The organism is Sphingobium cyanobacteriorum, assembly GCF_030580935.1.
GTDB classification, from domain to species: domain Bacteria; phylum Pseudomonadota; class Alphaproteobacteria; order Sphingomonadales; family Sphingomonadaceae; genus Sphingobium; species Sphingobium cyanobacteriorum.
Window position 1 is genome coordinate 1 of sequence record NZ_JAUQOM010000009.1, and the last position, 18,453, is coordinate 18,453.

15 protein-coding genes and 1 tRNA gene are annotated in these 18,453 nt (G+C 63.5%); 7 read left to right on the plus strand and 9 right to left on the minus strand.

Annotated elements, in window-relative coordinates; translation table 11 throughout:
- Positions 1–94: 94 nt before the first annotated feature.
- Positions 95–667 (plus strand): CRISPR-associated endonuclease Cas1, encoded by a 573-nt coding sequence (locus Q4610_RS15700; RefSeq protein ID WP_304536914.1) that lies wholly within the window; start codon positions 95–97, stop codon positions 665–667.
- 6 nt (positions 668–673) lie between these two features.
- On the opposite strand, the gene Q4610_RS15705 is transcribed toward Q4610_RS15700, so the two are convergent.
- Positions 674–1,597 (minus strand): hypothetical protein, encoded by a 924-nt coding sequence (locus tag Q4610_RS15705; protein ID WP_304536915.1) that lies wholly within the window; start codon positions 1,595–1,597, stop codon positions 674–676.
- Between the two features lie 97 nt (positions 1,598–1,694).
- On the opposite strand from Q4610_RS15705, the gene Q4610_RS15710 reads away from it, so the two are divergent.
- Positions 1,695–1,955 carry a helix-turn-helix domain-containing protein gene (locus Q4610_RS15710; RefSeq protein ID WP_304536916.1) on the plus strand — a complete coding sequence of 87 codons (261 nt, stop codon included), beginning with the start codon at positions 1,695–1,697 and terminating at the stop codon, positions 1,953–1,955.
- A gap of 64 nt (positions 1,956–2,019) precedes the next feature.
- Here Q4610_RS15710 and Q4610_RS15715 read toward each other — a convergent pair whose 3' ends face one another.
- From Q4610_RS15715 to Q4610_RS15725, 3 genes are all read right to left on the minus strand, one after another.
- Positions 2,020–2,559 (minus strand): hypothetical protein, encoded by a 540-nt coding sequence (locus Q4610_RS15715; protein WP_304536917.1) that lies wholly within the window; start codon positions 2,557–2,559, stop codon positions 2,020–2,022.
- A gap of 231 nt (positions 2,560–2,790) precedes the next feature.
- Positions 2,791–3,534 carry a Crp/Fnr family transcriptional regulator gene (locus tag Q4610_RS15720; protein WP_304536918.1) on the minus strand — a complete coding sequence of 248 codons (744 nt, stop codon included), beginning with the start codon at positions 3,532–3,534 and terminating at the stop codon, positions 2,791–2,793.
- A gap of 187 nt (positions 3,535–3,721) precedes the next feature.
- Positions 3,722–4,210, minus strand: coding sequence for a hypothetical protein (locus Q4610_RS15725; RefSeq protein ID WP_304536919.1), 489 nt, complete (start codon positions 4,208–4,210; stop codon positions 3,722–3,724).
- A 103-nt stretch (positions 4,211–4,313) separates the two neighbouring features.
- Here Q4610_RS15725 and Q4610_RS15730 point away from each other — a divergent pair, with 103 nt between their 5' ends.
- Together Q4610_RS15730 and Q4610_RS15735 are read left to right on the plus strand one after the other, a co-directional pair.
- Complete coding sequence (locus Q4610_RS15730; protein WP_304536920.1) at positions 4,314–4,721, plus strand: VOC family protein; 408 nt, start codon at positions 4,314–4,316, stop codon at positions 4,719–4,721.
- Positions 4,718–5,248, plus strand: coding sequence for a peroxiredoxin (locus Q4610_RS15735; protein ID WP_304536921.1), 531 nt, complete (start codon positions 4,718–4,720; stop codon positions 5,246–5,248). The genes Q4610_RS15730 and Q4610_RS15735 overlap by 4 nt, the downstream gene beginning before the upstream one ends.
- Before the next feature lie 9 nt (positions 5,249–5,257).
- Here Q4610_RS15735 and Q4610_RS15740 read toward each other — a convergent pair whose 3' ends face one another.
- Positions 5,258–5,650: a gamma-glutamylcyclotransferase family protein gene (locus Q4610_RS15740; protein WP_304536922.1), complete on the minus strand. Its 393-nt coding sequence runs from the start codon at positions 5,648–5,650 to the stop codon at positions 5,258–5,260.
- A gap of 337 nt (positions 5,651–5,987) precedes the next feature.
- Between Q4610_RS15740 and Q4610_RS15745 the strand changes: the two genes are divergently transcribed.
- Complete coding sequence (locus Q4610_RS15745) at positions 5,988–6,173, plus strand: PspC domain-containing protein (RefSeq protein ID WP_304536923.1); 186 nt, start codon at positions 5,988–5,990, stop codon at positions 6,171–6,173.
- Between the two features lie 389 nt (positions 6,174–6,562).
- Here Q4610_RS15745 and Q4610_RS15750 read toward each other — a convergent pair whose 3' ends face one another.
- From Q4610_RS15750 to recJ, 4 genes are all read right to left on the minus strand, one after another.
- Positions 6,563–7,231 (minus strand): peptidylprolyl isomerase, encoded by a 669-nt coding sequence (locus Q4610_RS15750; protein WP_304536924.1) that lies wholly within the window; start codon positions 7,229–7,231, stop codon positions 6,563–6,565.
- A gap of 190 nt (positions 7,232–7,421) precedes the next feature.
- A complete protein-coding gene (locus tag Q4610_RS15755; protein WP_304536925.1) occupies positions 7,422–9,560 on the minus strand; it encodes a TonB-dependent siderophore receptor in 2,139 nt (712 codons plus the stop codon).
- A 460-nt stretch (positions 9,561–10,020) separates the two neighbouring features.
- Positions 10,021–10,095: transfer RNA gene (locus tag Q4610_RS15760), tRNA-Glu, on the minus strand.
- A 103-nt stretch (positions 10,096–10,198) separates the two neighbouring features.
- Positions 10,199–11,965, minus strand: a complete 1,767-nt coding sequence (gene recJ / locus Q4610_RS15765; RefSeq protein ID WP_304536926.1) for a single-stranded-DNA-specific exonuclease RecJ — start codon at positions 11,963–11,965, stop codon at positions 10,199–10,201.
- 139 nt (positions 11,966–12,104) lie between these two features.
- Between recJ and Q4610_RS15770 the strand changes: the two genes are divergently transcribed.
- Together Q4610_RS15770 and Q4610_RS15775 are read left to right on the plus strand one after the other, a co-directional pair.
- Positions 12,105–14,213 carry an autotransporter assembly complex protein TamA gene (locus tag Q4610_RS15770; RefSeq protein ID WP_304536927.1) on the plus strand — a complete coding sequence of 703 codons (2,109 nt, stop codon included), beginning with the start codon at positions 12,105–12,107 and terminating at the stop codon, positions 14,211–14,213.
- Complete coding sequence (locus Q4610_RS15775) at positions 14,213–18,424, plus strand: translocation/assembly module TamB domain-containing protein (protein WP_304536928.1); 4,212 nt, start codon at positions 14,213–14,215, stop codon at positions 18,422–18,424. The genes Q4610_RS15770 and Q4610_RS15775 overlap by 1 nt, the downstream gene beginning before the upstream one ends.
- Positions 18,425–18,453: the final 29 nt, after the last annotated feature.

Below are 18,453 nucleotides of genomic sequence, written 5' to 3' on the forward strand. Positions count from 1 at the left end.
AATTACACCAATGCCGGGGGGAGTGGCCCTCGGGCTACGCCCTCACGCCACTCCCCCCGGCATGTAACACGATGGCCTGGTTTTACGCCGCCGAATGGCCGACTTTTGCTCCGCCGTTGACAGCCGGTTTGCGGTAACGGCAATCGCGAAGGCGAAGGACGCGGCTACGCGACTGCGGTCGGAAGCCATCAGCGATATGAATGTGATCCGGGCTATCGAGGGGGAAAGCGCCGCATCCTATTTCGCGGCATGGGCAGACATTGAAATGCAATGGACCGCAGCGGCCCGCTATCCCGTCCCGGATCAATGGCGGACATATAGATCGCGAAGTTCGATCCTGACCGGGCGTAAACCGAGAAACTGGAAAGCATCGCATCCGATCAACGCTATGCTGAACTACGCCTATGCGGTGAAGGCTACGAAGCTACAAATTCAGGCGGTCGCGGATGGCTTCGATCCCTATGCCGGGATCATGCACCATTCGCGCCCCGATTTCCCCGCCTATGTCTATGATTTGATCGAGCCAGAGCGACCTAAGGTGGACGCCGCCATTCTGTCCTTTTCCAAAAGCCGCAAATTTTCCGGGGCGGATTTCGTGCTGCGCAAGGACGGCGTTTGCCGCCTGTCCCCGCAACTGGCTCGGATGGTGGCGACGATTATTACCTGATCGGCATTACGCCCGCTTGCTTTTGAAGGCGGCATTCTCCCGGTCATAACCAGCGCGGAATTGCTGGTATCGGGTGCGCAGCGATTGCATTCCTACCGAAAGGCGAGAGCAATTCAGCAGTTCGTCTGCTTGGCATTCGGCTAGAAATTGTGGGCTTTGGGTCGCCGCGTTGGCCATAAAGCTGTTGAGTGACTGCATATAATTCTGCACCTGATTGTGCGTATTTTCTATGTCATTGGATATGCTGCTCAACTGATAGTCAATCTGGCTGGCACGATATTCCGCTTCCGGTGAGGCCGAACCTATCGTGGCTTTTGCGCCCTGCATCTTTCCGGCGCGATTATGCGCTGCGCCATATCCAGCAATGACAACATCTATCTTTCGCACCTTCTCCTGCACTTCTTGGGTTTTTGAGAATATGGCGTCCGCCAGACGATCGATAGATTTCTGAATCTTGGCCCGTTGTTCGATACGCCCCTTCGTCGCGGCGGCGCTTTCAATCTCCTGCCCTTTTTCCGCTGCGCGATGCCGCGTGGCGTTCGCCAACTCATCGAATTTGCTAGCGCTACTTTTCGCGAACTTCAATTGCGATGAATTGCCTTTGGCGAAGAATGTCAGCCGTAAACCGTCATCCTCGGTGGTGCCGGTAACGAGGGAAAGGCCCGTCCCATTTTCGACAGATAGATTGAGGGCATTGCCTTCGATGGTGCCGGACATGGGGCGGGTTGCAGCCGTGGTTTTCCCACTTTCATCCGCCATCACCACGGACATTGATCCCTTGACCTGACCATTTTCCATGGAGGTGATTTGAACCATGAATGCAGCATCGTCGTCCGACGCGATGTAGCTGCCGAGTTTCCCCGAAGTGCTGGAACACGCCACCAATATGGTGGCGGTCGCCAAAGAAAAGAGCAATTTTTTGTAGGACACCCGCACCCTCCAACGACGCCAATCAAGTGTCCCCATTATGGGGACGATGCGCTTCACATATACTTAAAGCCCCGGCTTAAGAATCGGGGATTTGTTGATGCAGCGGGGATGGGTGGTTTCGCCCGACTATCGAGCGGTCATCGACGCCCTGAAAGATGCTCGGACACAGGCCGGAATTTCACAACGGGAATTGGCGCGCAGGCTGGGCAAGCCGCCATCTTTTGTAAATAAGATCGAGCAGCTTGAACGGCGAATGGATGTGCTAGAGTTTATTGCCATCGCAGAAGCAATAGATTTTCGACCCGAAGAATTGCTTCAACGAGTGAGGGCGGCTTTGCCGGAGTCTATCATACTATAAAACGACAGGCGCGCCGCTGTTTGATTGAGCATAGCTATTTGAAGCAAGGCGCGACCAGCCCGGTTTATGAAGGTTTGATTGGAATTTCTACCGGCCATTCGGGCCGTTTGAGTTCTTCTCCAGCCAGCATCTTTCGTATAAATTCAAGCTGCTGACCAATAAAATCTCGAATGAAATCGCGATCATCCTCGGACGCCTGTTTTCCATCCAGATCATTGGCGAAATTTTCAAGTGCCATGCGGATCAGGTCGAGCATGGCGACCAAAGCGAATAAATGTCGAGCCGTTGAACGTTCTCCCTGATCGTCCAACTCGAACACTGGAAAACGATTTATTTCATCGACTACCGCACCAACGCTGCGAGCCGCACCCTTGAGGGAAATTGGAAACGGCAGGAAAAAGGCAGATGTGCGATGATAGCTTTCTACCACTTCAAAGCCGTGCAAAAGTAATCTTTTAGCCGCATTGTTTAGCTGCCGTTTTCGGTGCCAGATTGGTACAAAGACGGTGAAGTAGGTAGCGACCAAGGCGAGCATCGCTCCGAGAAATTGCGCCCATCCCGCCAACTTGTCATGGTTTTCAAGCCAGATGATTGAATTTTGCATGTAGCCCCCCGCATTTTGGGGACACAGTATCGATCTGCCTATAACTCGCAAGCACCAGCTATCATGCTGTGGTCCGTAAACTGTCCACGATGGGCGTTGGTGGTGTGGTCATAAACCTACAATGTTGCAGCTATCACTATACCCCCCCTGGCAGGGGAGGTGGCATCGCGCAGCGATGACGGAGGGGGGCGCCCTGTCGAAGGCGAGGCCCCCTCACCAATAACGGCAGGTTCAGCCCGCCTCCGCCAGCGCCTCCAGCGCGGCCATGTCCGCCAGCCGCACACCGCGCCGCCCGACCAGGTCGATCATGCCTTCGCGCTTCATCTCGGTCATCTGGCGCGACACCGTCTCGATGGTGATGCCCAGCACGTCCGCGATCTGCTGGCGCGACAGCGGCAATGCGATCACCCCGTCGGCGTCCCCGCGCAGCCGCCGTCCCATGTCGAGCAGGAAGGTCGCGACCTTCTCCCGCGCGCTCTTGCGTCCCAGCAACAGCATCCACGCCCGCGTGCGGTCCAGGTCGTCCAGCGTCCGCTGGAGCAGCCGGTGCTGCAATTCGCCATGCCGCATCGCAAAGCCGTCAAACGCCCCGCGCGGAAACAGGCACAGGCGCGCGTCGGTCAACGCGGTCACGCTATGGGGCGTGCGCGCGCCGAAGGGCCGGCCGATGAAATCCGACGCATAGACCACGCCGACGATCTGCTCGCGTCCGTCCCCGGTCGAGGTGGCGAGCTTGAGCGTCCCTTCGATCACATTGGCGACAACCGTGCTGTCATCCCCCTCCCACATCACCGTCTGCCCGGCATGGAGCGCCACCCGCCGCCCGATCCGGCTCAGCGCATCGCGATCGCCGTCGTTGAGGTCGGCGCAGATGGCGGAATCGCGCACGACGCAGGCATCGCAGGAATGGCCGCTGCACGGGCGGGCCATCGGCACGGGGGCGACATTTTGCGCCATGTCAAATCGCATATCCATAGCCGCTGCATGACGCCCCGGAAGGCCGCAACCTATCCGTAAATATGCGTAAACAGACACGCCACGCCTGCGCCGTCATCTCAACGGAGGCAGGAATGGCGAAAATGGGTGGGTGTGAAATGGCGGGTTCTGGACCGCTTATCTGGCAAAGCGGGCATATTTATTCGCCTGAGTCCCCCTACCCGGCTCAGCAGCGCTTGCGGGTGACGGCCGTGCCGTCATTCACGATGGTCAGCGCCCGGCCGTCCGCCGAGATGCGCAGCGCCAGGGTGCGGGTCCAGCTTTGGCCTTCGCCGGTGAAGGCGGCGTCGATGGTGACGCGGCCGTCCGTGCCTTCGCGTACCGCCTGCACCGCGCCGACGCTTTCGTGGAAGATCATCTGGTCGGGGGCGATCGTCAGTTCCAGCGCGGCGGCGCGGTCGCCGCAGCGATCGGCTGCACCAGTCCAGCGCCCCTGGAAGGCGGCGGGGATCAGACCATCGGACGCGGCGGGGGATGGCGGGGTGTCGATCCTCGGCGCTGGCTCGACCGGGACAATAGCGTTGGCGGGCGCGTCGGTCGGGCGGATCGCGGGCGGCGCCTGATTCATGATGGTGGTGGCGACGCCGGGCTGTTGCGCGGCGTCATCCGATGGCCGGTCGCAGGCGGCAAGCAGGAGCAATGCGATTGGCGTCATCCGAAGCATGGAGAAGGAACCCCAAGCAGCGACCGCCGGTTCCCTCACATGACTTGGGCCTGCCGGCATGTTAGCGTGGCCCATCCATGACGGAGTCGATGCCATGCCGGTGCTGGGAATGGGAGGTCTGTTTTTCCGGGCGCGCGATCCGCAGGCGCTGGGCGACTGGTATCGCACGCACCTCAATGTCGGGAGTGGGTGCGTGGTCGATCCGGCCGACACGCCCAATGAATGGATCTGGCAGCCGCAGGGCGGGCCGATGGTATTCGCCCCGTTCAAGGCGGACAGCGATTATTTCGCCGCCGACAAGGCGTTCATGCTGAATTTCCGCGTGTCCGACCTCGATTCCCTTTTGGCGGACTTGCGCGCGGCCGGCATCGCGATCATCACCAATCCCGAATGGGACGACCCCATGATCGGCCGTTTTGCCCGCATTCACGATCCGGAGGGCAATGCGATCGAATTATGGGAACAACCCGACCAACGCCCGCCCCAAGGAAGTGAATCATGAAGCGCCTGTCCCTGCTTATCGCCGCTGCCGCCGCCCTCAGTTCCAGTGGCGCGATGGCCGCGCTGGCGGTCGGGGCCAAGGCGCCCGACTTCACCACACGCGGCGCGCAGGCGGGCAAAACCTTTACCCTGACCCTGTCGCACCAGTTGAAGCGCGGGCCGGTGGTGCTTTATTTCTTCCCCAAGGCGTTCACGCCGGGCTGTTCGGCCGAAGCGCGCGAATTTGCGGAGAATATCGACAAGTTCAAGGCCGCGGGGGCGACCGTGATCGGCATGTCGGCCGACCCGGTCGATGATCTGGTCGCCTTTTCGACCAAGGAATGCGCCGGCAAGTTCGCCGTCGCTTCAGCCGGGCCGGGCATCGTGTCGGGCTATGACGTGGCGCTCAAGATGCGGCCGGGGATGACCGACCGTACCTCCTATGTCATTTCCAAGGCGGGGCGGATCGCCTTCGTCCATAGCGAGATGAATTATGCCGCGCATGTGAAAAGCACGCTGGCGGCGGTGGAGGCGATGAAAGCGCAATAAGGTGCGCCGTCAGCCGCCTGAAAGGAAATCGCCGCCGTCGATGCGCGCCAGCCCGTCGACAGCGCGCGCATAGGCGTAGGTCCATGCAAGTACGGGGCCGTGCGGTCCCGCCACGCTTGTCCTGACGCGGCGATATTCGTGCGGCGGGGGGAAGTGCGGCGCGCATTCCTCATACTCGTCCAGCCAGGCGAGGGTCGTCGCGGCATCGGCCAGCGCGAACAGGTCGCCCATGACCCAGGCGTCGCCGCCGGGCACGAAGCCGGGATAATGGGTGATCCGGTAGAGGAGGCCCTGCGCGCGGGCCGGGCCGATCAGCCGCGCCTCCGCCCGCAGGCGGCGCGCCATGGAGCTATCGAAGCCGGCGCGCAGCGTGCCATAGACGAAGAGAGCAGCCTCGCTCACCAGGACTTTTCACCAAGCTGCGGCGAAATATCCCAACAGATTGAATATTGCGCGCAGCCCATCCCGTTCTCCATTGCCAAAATCCCGCTTTTTCCGCGAAAAATCGAAACTGGCACGCCCCCTGCAATGTCGCCTGACATCAAGGCCGGACGATCCGGCCGCCACAATCAGGGAGTTTCTACCATGTCTATCGCCAGGATCCAGAACGTCGCCTTCGCCCTTGTCGGCGCCGTCCTGTTCGCCGGGCTGTTCGTCAGCGCCGCCGTACCGCTCGCGCCGATCGCCTGATCGGCCCGCCTACCCCCTATCCCGACATTGCAAGCAGAAGGCCAGAACCATGAACAACAGCTTCACCCTCGACCGCACTAACGGCAAGATCATGGGCGTGTGTGCCGGCCTTGCCAACCGCAGCGGCATCGATGTCACATTGCTGCGCGTCGCGCTGGTGCTGCTGACGCTGTGCGCGCTGGGACCGATCGGCGTCGTGGCCTATCTGCTCGCAGGCTGGCTGGCGGAGGGCTGATGCCATCCCCGGTCGATCACGGACAGTTGCCAGATAGTAAAAAGGCCGCTCTGGTTAACCCAGAAGCGGCCTTTTTCCATCCCGTATAGTCAGGATGAAGATCGCGGCTGAACCGCGATCAGGCATAAAGCACCGAATAGAAAGTCAGCATCTGCACACCGACCGCAACGGCCAGCACAGCGCCCTGAAAAGCCTGACGCATATTTTGCTCCATCATTTCGAACATGCCCCGCTTTCTGCGAGGTGATGCGCCCCTACGCCCAGCATGCTGTTGTAACAATCGCAAAGCACGGCTTTCCAATTGCATGAAATGCAACAGGCTTGTGACCCCAAAGCCACGATCATGGGGATGCAGCGGCCCAAGCGATGGCGGCACGGCATGAAGCCGTCTATTTCGCTGGCGCTCTTTCAAGACCGATCAGCCAGGGCTTCACCCCGCGCGAGGGCCGGGGCGTGCCGTCCAGCCGCCGCGCACGCAGGATCAGGATCGGCTTGACGATCATCTGCCCCCGCATCGGGCCGGACCCGCAACAGGTCGGCACGGCCAGGATTTTCCGCACCACATCCATGCCGCCCACGACATGGCCAAAGGCGGCATAACCGATATAGGCGCCGCGCGCGTCCATATTGGGGGTCGGGCCGATGGTGATGAAGAAATTGCCCATCGCCGAATCGGGACGGTTCGGGCGCGCCATCGACACTGTGGCATCGCCATGCAGGATGCCCGTCTGCGTTGTCGGTTCGTGGGGGATCGGCGGCAGCGAACGGCGGGCGTCGGTGTCGATGCCTCCCTGGATCAGGCCATATTTGGGATCGCTCTTGCGCCGCGCCGCGCGGTAGAAGGTGACGCCATCGAACCGGCCATCATCAACATAGGTCAGGAAATTGGCCGAGGTGCGCGGCGCGCGCTTCTGATCCACGGCCACGATGATGGTGCCGACCGAGGTTGTGATCGCGACACGGGTGAAGCCGGGCGTGGGCCGGTTGGCGGGAAGGGCGAAGGCCGCGACGGGGGCAAGGCCGAGCGACAGGAGGAACAGTCGAAAGATCAGCGGCATCAATCGCGACTCTAGACACACCATATCCGGCGCGCAACCGGCGCCGTGCCCGTCGCCATGGCCCTGACATGGACGGAAGCGGAACGCCTCCCTAACATGTCAGAGGGGTCGGAAAGGCCCAGGCCTGTCGCCCCGACGCCCTTCCCTTCCCAAAAACGGCTGAAAATCACTCTATCTGGTCGGACCAATATTAAAAGCCAAAGCGCAATGTTGCCCGCACATTGCGCGGTTCGCCAAAGATATAGCCGCCAAACCAGCTATTCGTATTATAGTAGCGCTTGTCGAACAGGTTGTTGACGTTGACTTGAAACGATAGCTGATCGGTAAAATCATAGGCGCCCATGAGGTTGATGAGCCAATAGGCTTTCTGCCCCACTTTTTCGGTCAATCCGGTGGCGGGATTTGCCGCTTCTTGCGGCGGCCGGCTTTCCCAGCGGGAAGAACCGCCCACCGTGAACCCGTCCAGCGCGCCCGCGAAGGCATATTTCGTGGCCATGCGGAAAACCTTGCGCGGCTGATGGGCCTGCACGTCATTGCCATCGGCGTCGGTCGCCTTGAAGTGGCTCCAGCCTGCACTGATATCCCATCCTGGCAGGACTTCCCCCTGCATCTCCATCTCATAGCCTTTCGATACCGTGCCCATGGCAGGCTTCGAGGCGATGTCTGTGGTGCCAGGTACAAAATAGCCGGTATCGGGTACGGCGAAATTATCCTGTTCGATACGAAACAGCGCCCCGGACAAGCGCAGCCGCCCGTTCATCAGGTCCGCCTTCAAACCCGCTTCATAATTGGCGCCTTCCAGCGGATCGAGATAACGCCCGTTACGGTCGCGATTGGTCTGCGGATTGAATATGCTGGTATAGCTTGCATAGGCGGACAGGATATCGGTGAGATCGACGACCAGGCCGGCATAGGGCGTGAATATGTTCTTCTTCTTCAAACGATAGGGGTTGAGCGTGTAGAACGCCTCATCCTCGTCCCGTACCCAGTTACTGAACCGTCCACCGACGATCAGCTTGACCGGATCGAGCAACTGGAGCCGCGTCACGCCATAGAGGGCGCTCTGTTTCGTCGTGCCGAAATCACTCATCCGAAAGCGCGGCCCCCAATCCGGCTCCGCATAGCTGCCATCCCATGCATTGAAATCGCCTGTCGGCGCGACGGTGGAGGGATCGGGATCGCGGTTGCTCCAGCCCGTCTTGCGATGATGGTACATCGCGCCGACCACCAGTTCATGCTGGCGGCCAAGCAGGCCGAAATGGCCTTTCAACTGAAGATTGAGGTTCCATTGCCTGGGCTTGCTCAGATACCAGTAGGGCCAGCTCGTCATGCTGGCGCCGGTGGCGCGGTTCGGATTGCCATACATCCAGATAAGTTTGGAATCTTCGGTTTGCTGGAAATAGGAGACATCCCCCGTCAGCGTCCAGCCTGTCCCCAGATCCTGCCCGATCGTCAGGAAGGCAGAGGTTTCAGCCGTGTCCCAGGCATTCCAGTTCGCCGCTGTCGTTTTCGACCGGGACCAGCGGGCGACCGTGCCGTCATCATACCAATAGGGCAGTTGCGCCCACATCACCCCGTTGCGTTCATCCTTCTGGTAGCTGCCCCCCGCGCGCAGCCGCGTGCCCGGCCCCAGATCCGCGCCAATCACCGCATAGAGGGTGAAGCCCTTGCTGCTTTCCAAATCGACAAACGCATCCTGCCGATACACTTCCGCCGCGAAACGGGCGCGTACCGATCCGTCACTGGTCAACGGGGTGCTGATATCGGCCGTCGCCGAAAGATGATCCCACGACGCCGCTTCGAGCGTCAGCGCGCCAGTCAGCGTGCGCGCATCGGCCTGACGGCGCACCATGTTGATCGATGCGGATGGCTCCCCCGCCCCCTGGAGCAGGCCGACCGCGCCGCGAACGACCTCCACCCTGTCGTAGATAACCGTGCTGCTCTCTTCTAGCCCGATATTGCCGGTCGCAAACGGCAGACCGTCCAACTGGAAATTGGTGATGTTGAAGCCGCGCGCCGACAGGAGATTACGGCCCCGGTCGACACGCTTGACCGACAGGCCTGTGGTATATTCCAGCACATCGGCAATCGCAGAGGCGGCCTGATCGTCGATCTGTTCGCGGGTGATGATGGTAAGCGACTGCGGCGTTTCACGCGGGGACAGGTCAAGACCCGTGGCCGCTCCATTCCTGTCCGTGCCGTTCCCATAGACGATGATCGCACCATCTGCCGCTTCGATTTTGTCGCTGTCCTGCGCGTACGCGCAGGGCGAAAGAAAGCTCGTCGCCAACAAGGCCAGCATAGAAGCGTGCAGAACCGAACGAACCATAAAACCCCCTGATATGTCTCGATTGCGACAGGTGAGGGCGCATAACGTAAATTGAGAATGATTCGCAATATATTTATGTTTCATCCCAATGCGGCGCGGTGGATATCTCCCTGCTCCCGTCAGCGCCTGTCGAACCCGATACCGGCCCGAAAAGCCGTATTGGGATCAGGGAAAGCGTTCCGCCCTTTTTGCGAACGCATCGCCTTGCGTTTTGCCTAGCGCGTTCAAGCGCACGCCCCGGCTGTCGCGGGCGAACGGCACCGGACGGCGGATTGAGAGGGGGAGGTATCGCGCAAAAAAGGCACAGGCGGGCTGGGCGCATATCAGAAGGGCGCAGTGCCGATTCCGGCGCCTTGTGTTCAAACGGATAACATCATGCCCCAGGCAAAATGGGGAAAGCGCATGAGACTGGTTTGCAATGCTGAAATTGCCACGCAAATCATGCGATACATCGCCTGATTGGTGACCCCTACGGGAATCGAACCCGTGTTTCAGCCGTGAAAGGGCCGCGTCCTAACCGCTAGACGAAGGGGCCGTTCGTTGGCGCCGCCATTGGGCAGCGCTGCGAAGCGAGGGCGCAATTAGGCGGGGACGGGGAAAGGGTCAACCCCCCAATGCCAAGAAAATGACAATCCCGCTCAATCAGCCCAGGCCGCGTCCTCCAGATGCAGTTCGGCGGCGGGGCGGCTGCCCCAGTCATCGATCTTCGCCTTGCCCGCGACCCACAGCCTGCGATCGCGCGGCGCGCCCAATATCGCTTGGCCCAGATCGGTTTCTGCTTGGCGGAAGGCGATGGTCTTGATCGATCGGCCATCCTCCCCCCCCATGATCGCGCGCAGATGGCCGTTGCCCACGACATCGGCCTTGATCACGCGCATCGGCCCGGCGGCGATCAGCGGCGCGGGCCAGCCGGCACCATAGGGGCCGCCCTGTTCGATCGCCGCGACAAAATCCGGGTTGACCCCGGCGGGCGCAAGCACCGCGTCGATCAGCAGCGCGCGGTCGTCGCGCGCCCTGGCGACGGCGGCGGACAGACGTTCGTCCAGATAGTCGGCCAGCGCGTCGATCCGGTCGGCGGCCACCGTCAGTCCCGCCGCCATGGCATGACCCCCGCCCGCGACCAGCAGGCCGCTATCCTTGGCCGCCAGCACCGCCGCGCCCAGATCGACACCCGAAATCGAACGGCCCGATCCCTTGCCCAAACCCGCCTCGTCCAGCGCGATGACGATGGCAGGGCGGCCGGCCTTTTCCTTGATGCGGCCGGCGACGATGCCGATCACGCCTGGATGCCAGCCCTGGCCGGCGATGACCGCCACGGCGCGGTTGCCCTGGGCTGCGAGCAAGGCTTCGGCCTGTTCCTGCACCGTCGATTCGATCGCGCGGCGTTCCTCATTATATTGGTCGAGCTGGGCGGCGATGCGGGCCGCTTCCTCCGGGTCGTCCGTCGTCAGCAGCCGCACGCCCAGATCCGCCTGTCCCACGCGCCCGCCCGCATTGATGCGCGGCCCCAGCGCGAAACCCAGATCATGGCACAGCGGCGCACGGGTCAGGCGGCTGGCGTCGATCAGGGCCGACAGACCGACATTGCGGCGCTTCGCCATCACCTTCAGCCCCTGCGCCACGAAGGCGCGGTTGAGGCCGCGCAATTGCGCCACGTCCGCCACTGTGCCCAGCGCGACAATGTCGAGCAGGTCCAGGATGTTCGGCTTGGCGCGGCTGACGAACCAGCCCCTGGCCTCCAGCAGCTTGAGCAGCCGCGCGCCCAGCAGGAAGGCGACACCGACCGCCGCCAGATGGCCGTGAAGCGCCGCTTCGGGATGTTCGTCCAGCCGGTTGGGGTTCACCAGCGCGAAGGCTTCGGGCAACTGTGTCGCGCATTTATGATGATCGACCACCACGACATCGACCCCGGTCGCCTTCGCCATGCCCAGCGCCTCGAACGCCTGCGCGCCGCAATCGACGGTGACGATCAGCGTCGCCCCCTCCCCCGCCAGTCGCACCAGCGCCTCGCCGGAGGGACCATAGCCTTCCATCAGCCGGTCGGGGATATAGGGCCGGGCATGGAGGCCGAGATCGCGCAGCAGCCGGATCAGCAAGGCCGCGCTGGTCGCGCCATCGACATCATAGTCGCCGAAGATGCGAACATCCTCACCGCGCTGAACGGCGTCAGCAATCCGTTCGGCCGCCGCATCCATGTCGCGGAACAGGCTGGGGTCGGGCATGAAGGCGCGGATGGTGGGGTTGCGGTGCGCCTCCACCCCGTCACGCGGACAGCCGCGCGCCAGCAGCAATTGCGTCACCAGATCGTCGGGCAGATAGCCCGGATCGCGACCGTCGGACCCCGCCCCCCGCCAGCGCCAGGGCTGGCCCGAAATCGATCGCGAAATATTCAGGGCAAATGTCATGCACCGGCTGTAGCGACCCGCGAGTCTGGAGGGAAGCGTGCCAAATCATGTCGCTGGCGGAACCGTCGCAACCCGTTGGGCGTATTGCCTCTTTGCTGCGCCTGTGAAATGCGCGGCGCGAAAGGGGCATCGCGGGTTCATGAGCAGACGACAGGCCTATCATGTCCGGCGCTTGGGCAGCCTGTTGTTGCTGACTGCATCCCCGCTGCCGCTGCTGGCGCAGACGGACACGCCGCCCGCGACCGCCGCGCAACCCGAAGCCGAAGAGCCGATCCTGCCCGACGACCAGTTCGAGGCGCGGTTGCCCAAGGTAGAGGGCGGCGATCCCAAGGCCGCGCTTCCTTCGATCGATAGCTGGATCGACCAGCAGATGCCTGCACAAGGCAGCGCGGCGGCCGAGTTGCCCGTCGCGACCGAACCGGCCGAGACGCCGGAACTGGCCCAGCCGCTGCCGCCGCTGGACAGCGTGACCGTGCCGGCCAATGTCGCGGCGAACGGTGATCCTGACGCAAAGCTGCCCGATGTCCGCTATGCGACCAGCATCGAAGGATTCGGCAAGACCGGACTGGAGGACGAGTTCCGCGCCGAAGCCGCGCTGATCGACGGCAAGGGCAAGGCCGAGACGGCGGCGATGGTGCAGGCGCGCGCGCAGGAGGATGAAAAGCTGGCGACCCGGCTGTTCCATTCGCAGGGCTATTATGACGCGACCGCGCTCGCCAGCCTGGACCAGAGCGGCGACGGGACGCTGAAGGCCGTGATTTCGGTCACGCCGGGCAAGCGCTACAAAATCGGCAATATCGTCATCACGGCCGGGCCGACCGTGCCGCCGACCCTGGTCCGCGACAGCCTGCCGCTCAGGAGCGGCGACTATATCATCGCCACCGATGTCGAAGGGGCGGAGGCCAATATCGGCGTCCGCCTGCCCGAAAACGGCTATCCCTTCGCGCAGGTCGGGCAACGCGACATATTGCTCGATCCCGTCACGGTGACGGGCGACTACAGGTTGCCGGTCGATGTCGGTCCGCGCGGCACCTTCCGCAAGATCACCACGTCGGGCCAGAAACAGGCGTTCGGCGCGGACCATATGGAGGTGATCAGGCGCTACCGGCCCGGCGAGCTTTATGACAGCCGCAAGGTCGACGATCTGCGCAAGGCGCTGGTGGCGACCGGACTGTTTGCCAGCGTGGCGGTGGAGCCGGTACGCACGGGTGAAACGGCACCGGACGGGACCGAATATGTCGACCTGGCCGTCGAGCAGGAGGCCGGGCCGCCACGCACGCTGGCCGGCGAAGCCGGCTATGGCACCGGACAGGGATTCCGCGCCGAAGGGACATGGACCCACCGCAACCTGTTCCGCCCCGAAGGCGCGCTGATCGCAGGCGCGGTGGCGGGCACGCAGGAACAGGGCGTGTCGGGCACGTTCCGCCGGTCCAATGCGGGCAAGCGGGACCGGACGTTCCAGACCGGCATTACGCTCAACCACCAGAATTACGACGCCTATGAAGCGTTCACCGCTGGCCTCAACATCGGCTGGTCGCGGGCATCGACACCGATCTTCCAGAAACGATGGACCTACAGCTATGGCGCGGAAATCCTGCTGACCAACGAACAGGTGGTGCTGGACCCGGCGACGGCGGACAAGACGCGGCGGACCTATTTCATCGGCGGCGTGCCGGTGCAGATCGGCTATGACCGCTCCAACGACCTGCTGAACCCGACCAGGGGGTTCCGCGCGACCCTGCGCGCCGAGCCGGAAGGATCGTTGCAGGGTCGCTTTTCCCCCTATCTGCGCGCCAGTTTCGACCTGAGCGGCTATTACCCGGTATCCGACAGCCTGGTGATCGCGGGCCGGGCCAAAGTCGGCACGATCAGCGGGGTCAGCCGCAACGATGTTGCACCGTCGCGGCGCATCTATGCCGGTGGCGGCGGATCGGTGCGCGGCTTCGGCTATCAGGAACTGGGGCCAAAGGACGCGAACAACGATCCGGTCGGCGGCCGGTCCGTCAATGAATTTGCGGTCGAGGGACGCTATCGCTTCGGCAATTATGGCGTGGTCGCCTTTGTCGATGGCGGTCAGGTCTATGACAGCGCCATCCCGAAATTCAGCGACATGCGCTATGGCGTGGGTGTTGGCGGGCGCTTCTACACCAATTTCGGCCCTTTCCGCGCGGACATCGCCATGCCGATCGACCGGCAACCGGGCGAAAGCAAATTCGCGCTCTATATCGGCATCGGGCAGGCTTTCTGATGGCGCAGGACGACGCCCTTCCCCCCAATTCGGAGACTGTCATCATCCGCCAGGCGCGCCCCATGTGGCAGAAGATCGCCATCGGCGTCGTCGGCCTGATCGTCGCGCTGGCCGTGCTGGCCGGCGCTCTGCTGCTGGGCCTCGACACGCAACCGGGCAAGAAATTCCTGATCCGCCAGATTGCCGCGCTCCAGATGGAATCGGGGATGCGGATCGAGGTCGGTCGCATCGACGGGTCGATCTACAGCGACATGACGATCCACGATCTGGTGCTGCGCGATCCCAAGGGCGTGTTCGCGGTCAGCCCCAGGGTCCATGTGGTGTGGCGGCCATTTCGATATGTCAGCAATCATATTTCCGTCAGCCTGCTGGAAACGCCGCTGGTGGTGCTGGCGCGCAGCCCGCAGTTCAACGTCGTCGCCAGCGATCCCGATGCGCCGATCCTGCCCGACCTGGACATCGACGTCGACCGGATGAAGATCGGCAAGTTCATTCTGGCCAAGCCCGTGATCGGCCAGAAGCGCGAGATCGCGATTGATGGCGCGACCCATATCGCCGACGGGCGCGCGATCCTGTCCGCCGATGCCAGGGTCGACAGCGGCGACCGCTTGCAGGCGCAACTGGATGCGGTGCCGGACCAGAACCGCCTGTCCATGCGCGGCACGCTGACGGCGCCCAGAGGCGGGGTCATCGCCGCCATGTCGGGCCTGACCGATGGCATGACCGCGACGCTGGATGGCAGGGGGACGTGGCAGGCGTGGGACGGGCGAATCGTCGCGCGGTCGCCCAAAGGCGAGTTGGCGAACATCGCCCTGGCGGCGCGGGACGGCAATTTCACGGCCAGAGGCCCGGTACGGCCGGGGCTGGTGCTGGCCGGGACAGTCGACCGGCTGACCGCGCCGCAACTGGACGTCGATCTGTTCGCCGGGCTGAACGAGCGGCGCGTGAACATCAAGGGCACATTGCGGTCGCCGGCCCTGTCGGCCGATACGCAGGGGCTGATCGACCTTGGCACCAGCCGGTTCAGCGCGCTGCGGATCAATGCCGCGCTGCTGACGCCGGGCGCAATCATGGAGAAGGTGAAGGGCCGCGACGTGCGCGCGTCGGTCATTCTCGACGGGCCGATGGCGACGCCGTTTGTGGATTATGACCTGACCGCCCGCTATCTGGCGTTCGACGCGACGGGAATCGAGAATCTGAAAGCCAGCGGCCGGGCGGTGATCGACACCGACCGTATCCGCATTCCGGTAAGCGCGACGGCAAGCCGGGTGACGGGACTGAACGCGGCGGCGGGGGGCTTGCTCCAGAATCTGCGGGTCAAGGGCGATTTCGCCTATGCCGCCGGGAAGCTCATCAGCGACAATCTGAAGATCGACAGCGACCGGGTGGATGCCACCGCGATCGTGCTGGCCGACCTCGACAACGCGCTCTATCGCGGCGCGCTCAAAGGACGGGTGAACGATTACAGGATCGACGGCGTCGGCATCGTCAACCTCAACACCGATGTCGAACTGGTGCCCGGACCCAAAGGCGGCTTTGGCCTGTCGGGCCGTTTCGGCGTGCGCACGGCGCGCTGGGACAATGCATCCGTCCGCGATTTTCTGGGCGGCAACGCCGTGGCGAGCGGCCGGATCGGCATGACGCCTGACGGCAAATTCACGCTGGCGGGCCTGAAAGGCGCGGCGCCCAATTTCACGATCCATAGCGGTTCCGGCAGCTATGGCACGGACGGGCAACTCATGTTCGATGCCACCGCCTCGTCCCGCCAATATGGGCCGTTGGCGCTGACCGTGCGCGGCACGATGGCACGGCCGCAGGCGGTGCTGCGCGCGGCGCGGCCCAATGTCGGGGTGCAACTGACCGATGTGGTCGCGAAGCTGAATGGCGAGGCGGCGGGATACCGGCTGGAAGCGACCGGCGGGTCGCCCTATGGCCCCTTCTTCGCCAATGTGCTGATCCGCAGCGCCCAGGGGCCGTTGACCATCGACGTGACCAAAGCGCGCTTTGCCGGGGTCGACATGAACGGCCGCATTCAGCAGAGCGCCGCCGGTCCCTTTACCGGGCAGCTTGCCATGAACGGGTCGGGCATCACCGGCGCGGTGCGGCTTGCGGCAGTGGGCAAGGTGCAGGGTGTCGATATCAATGCAACCGCCAGCAACGCCCGGCTGCCGGGCGATGCGGAGGTCGTGATCGGCCGGGCGATCGTGACCGCGTCGCTGCTGCTGACCGATCAGCCGCAGATCAAGGCCGACGCCCAGATCGCCAATGCCGCCTATGGCGATTATGTGGTGCGCAAGGCGCGGGGACGGATCGACTATCAGGGCGGACGCGGGCGCGCCCAACTGGTGGCCGACGGATCGAGCGGCGTGCCGTTCACCATCGCCGCCAATGCGGCGCTTAGGCCGGACCTTTATGCGGTGGTGGTGCAGGGCAAGGCGGCCAATATTGATTTTCGTCTCGCCAATCCGGCGATCATCCGGGTCGAGCAGGGCGGATACCGGCTGGAACCGGCGACGCTGGTGTTGCCGCAGGGCAAGGTCGACCTGGCCGGCCGGTTCGGCGACGTGACAACCGCCCAGGCCCGGTTCAAGGATTTCGACCTTGCCATCGTCAACCTCGCCGCGCCTGGTCTGGGCATTGGCGGGCGGGCGACCGGCACGCTGGACTTCGCGCAGCGTGGCAATGACTTCCCGACCGCGACGACGCGGCTGGCGATCGCCGATTTCCGCCGGTCCAGCCTGAGCGCTGTGTCCGATCCGGTGGCGATGAATGTAGAGGGCAAGCTGTCGGCCGCAGGCGGCGACCTGCGCGGGCTGATCCGTGCCGGCAACAACACGCTCGGCCGCTTCGTCGCGACGCTGGCGCCGCCGGGCGCGGGCGCAAGCTGGTCGGAACAGTTGCGCAATGCGCCGCTGGGCGGGGGCATCCGCTACGCAGGGCCGGCCGACGTGCTGTTTTCCTTCGCCGGGATCGCCGACCAGCAATTGACCGGCGGGCTGGCGGTGGCGGCCGATTTCAGCGGGCGGCTGGCCGATCCACGGCTCAATGGCGTGGTGCGCGCCAATGCGCTCACTTACGAGAATGAGACGTTCGGCACCCGCGTCACCCAGATGAAACTGGATGGCCGTTTCACCAACGATCATCTGGAGATTCGCGATTTTTCCGGCCGGGCCGGCGACGGCACGGTGCAGGCGAGCGGCAATGTCGGGCTGGCGGCGGCCAGCGGATTCCCGATGGACATCGCGGTCAAGCTGAACCGGGCACGACTGGCGCGGAGCGAGGCGATCACCAGCGTCGTGAGCGGCACGCTCGCCATCAGCAACAGCGCGCAGGCGGGCGGTTTGATCAAGGGCGACCTGACGCTGCCCGAAACCCGCTACAAGGTGGCGTGGCAAGGCGGCACGGATATCCGCCAGTTGACCGGCGTGCGGCGCAAGGGCGAGGGCACGGACCTGCTCGACCAGCGCCTGGCGGCGCGGCAGGCGGCGTCAAAACCGGCCGACTGGAAGCTCGACATACGCGTGCGGGCGGACAACGAAATTTACGTCACCGGCATGGGGCTGGACAGCGAATGGAAAACCAGCATGCGCGTCACCGGCAGCACCACCGCGCCGCGCGTGGTCGGCAAGCTGGAGGTGCTGCGTGGTCGCTACAGCTTCTCTGGCCACCAGTTCGACCTGGAGCAGGGCGTCATCAGCTTTAACGGGCCGATGCTGAACCCGGTGCTGGCGATCAAGGCGGAGACGCGGATCGACACGGTGACGGCGGGCATCCAGGTGACGGGCAATGCGCAGCAGCCCTCCATCGCCTTCATCTCCACGCCGACCCTGCCCCAGGACGAGATATTGTCGCGCATCCTGTTCGGCGACAATGTCGCCAACCTGTCGGCGGTGCAGGCGGTGCAACTGGCCGCCGCGCTCAACGGCCTGCGCGGTGGCAGCGGCGGGCTGAACCCGATGGGCAAGCTGCAAAATGCGTCGGGCATCGACCGGATCGGCATCGTCGGCGGCGACGAGGCGACCGGGCGCGGCACGAGCCTGGCGGTCGGGCAGCATATCTCCAACAATGTCTATGTGGAGGTGATCACCGACTCCAAGGGCTTCACCGCCACCCAGTTGGAGATCGCCCTGTCCCGGACGCTGAGCCTGCTGTCCAAGACCGGCACCAATGCCGGATCATCGGCCAATCTGCGCTATTCGAAGGATTATTGACGACGGGCAGGAAGAGGCGGGACAGCCGC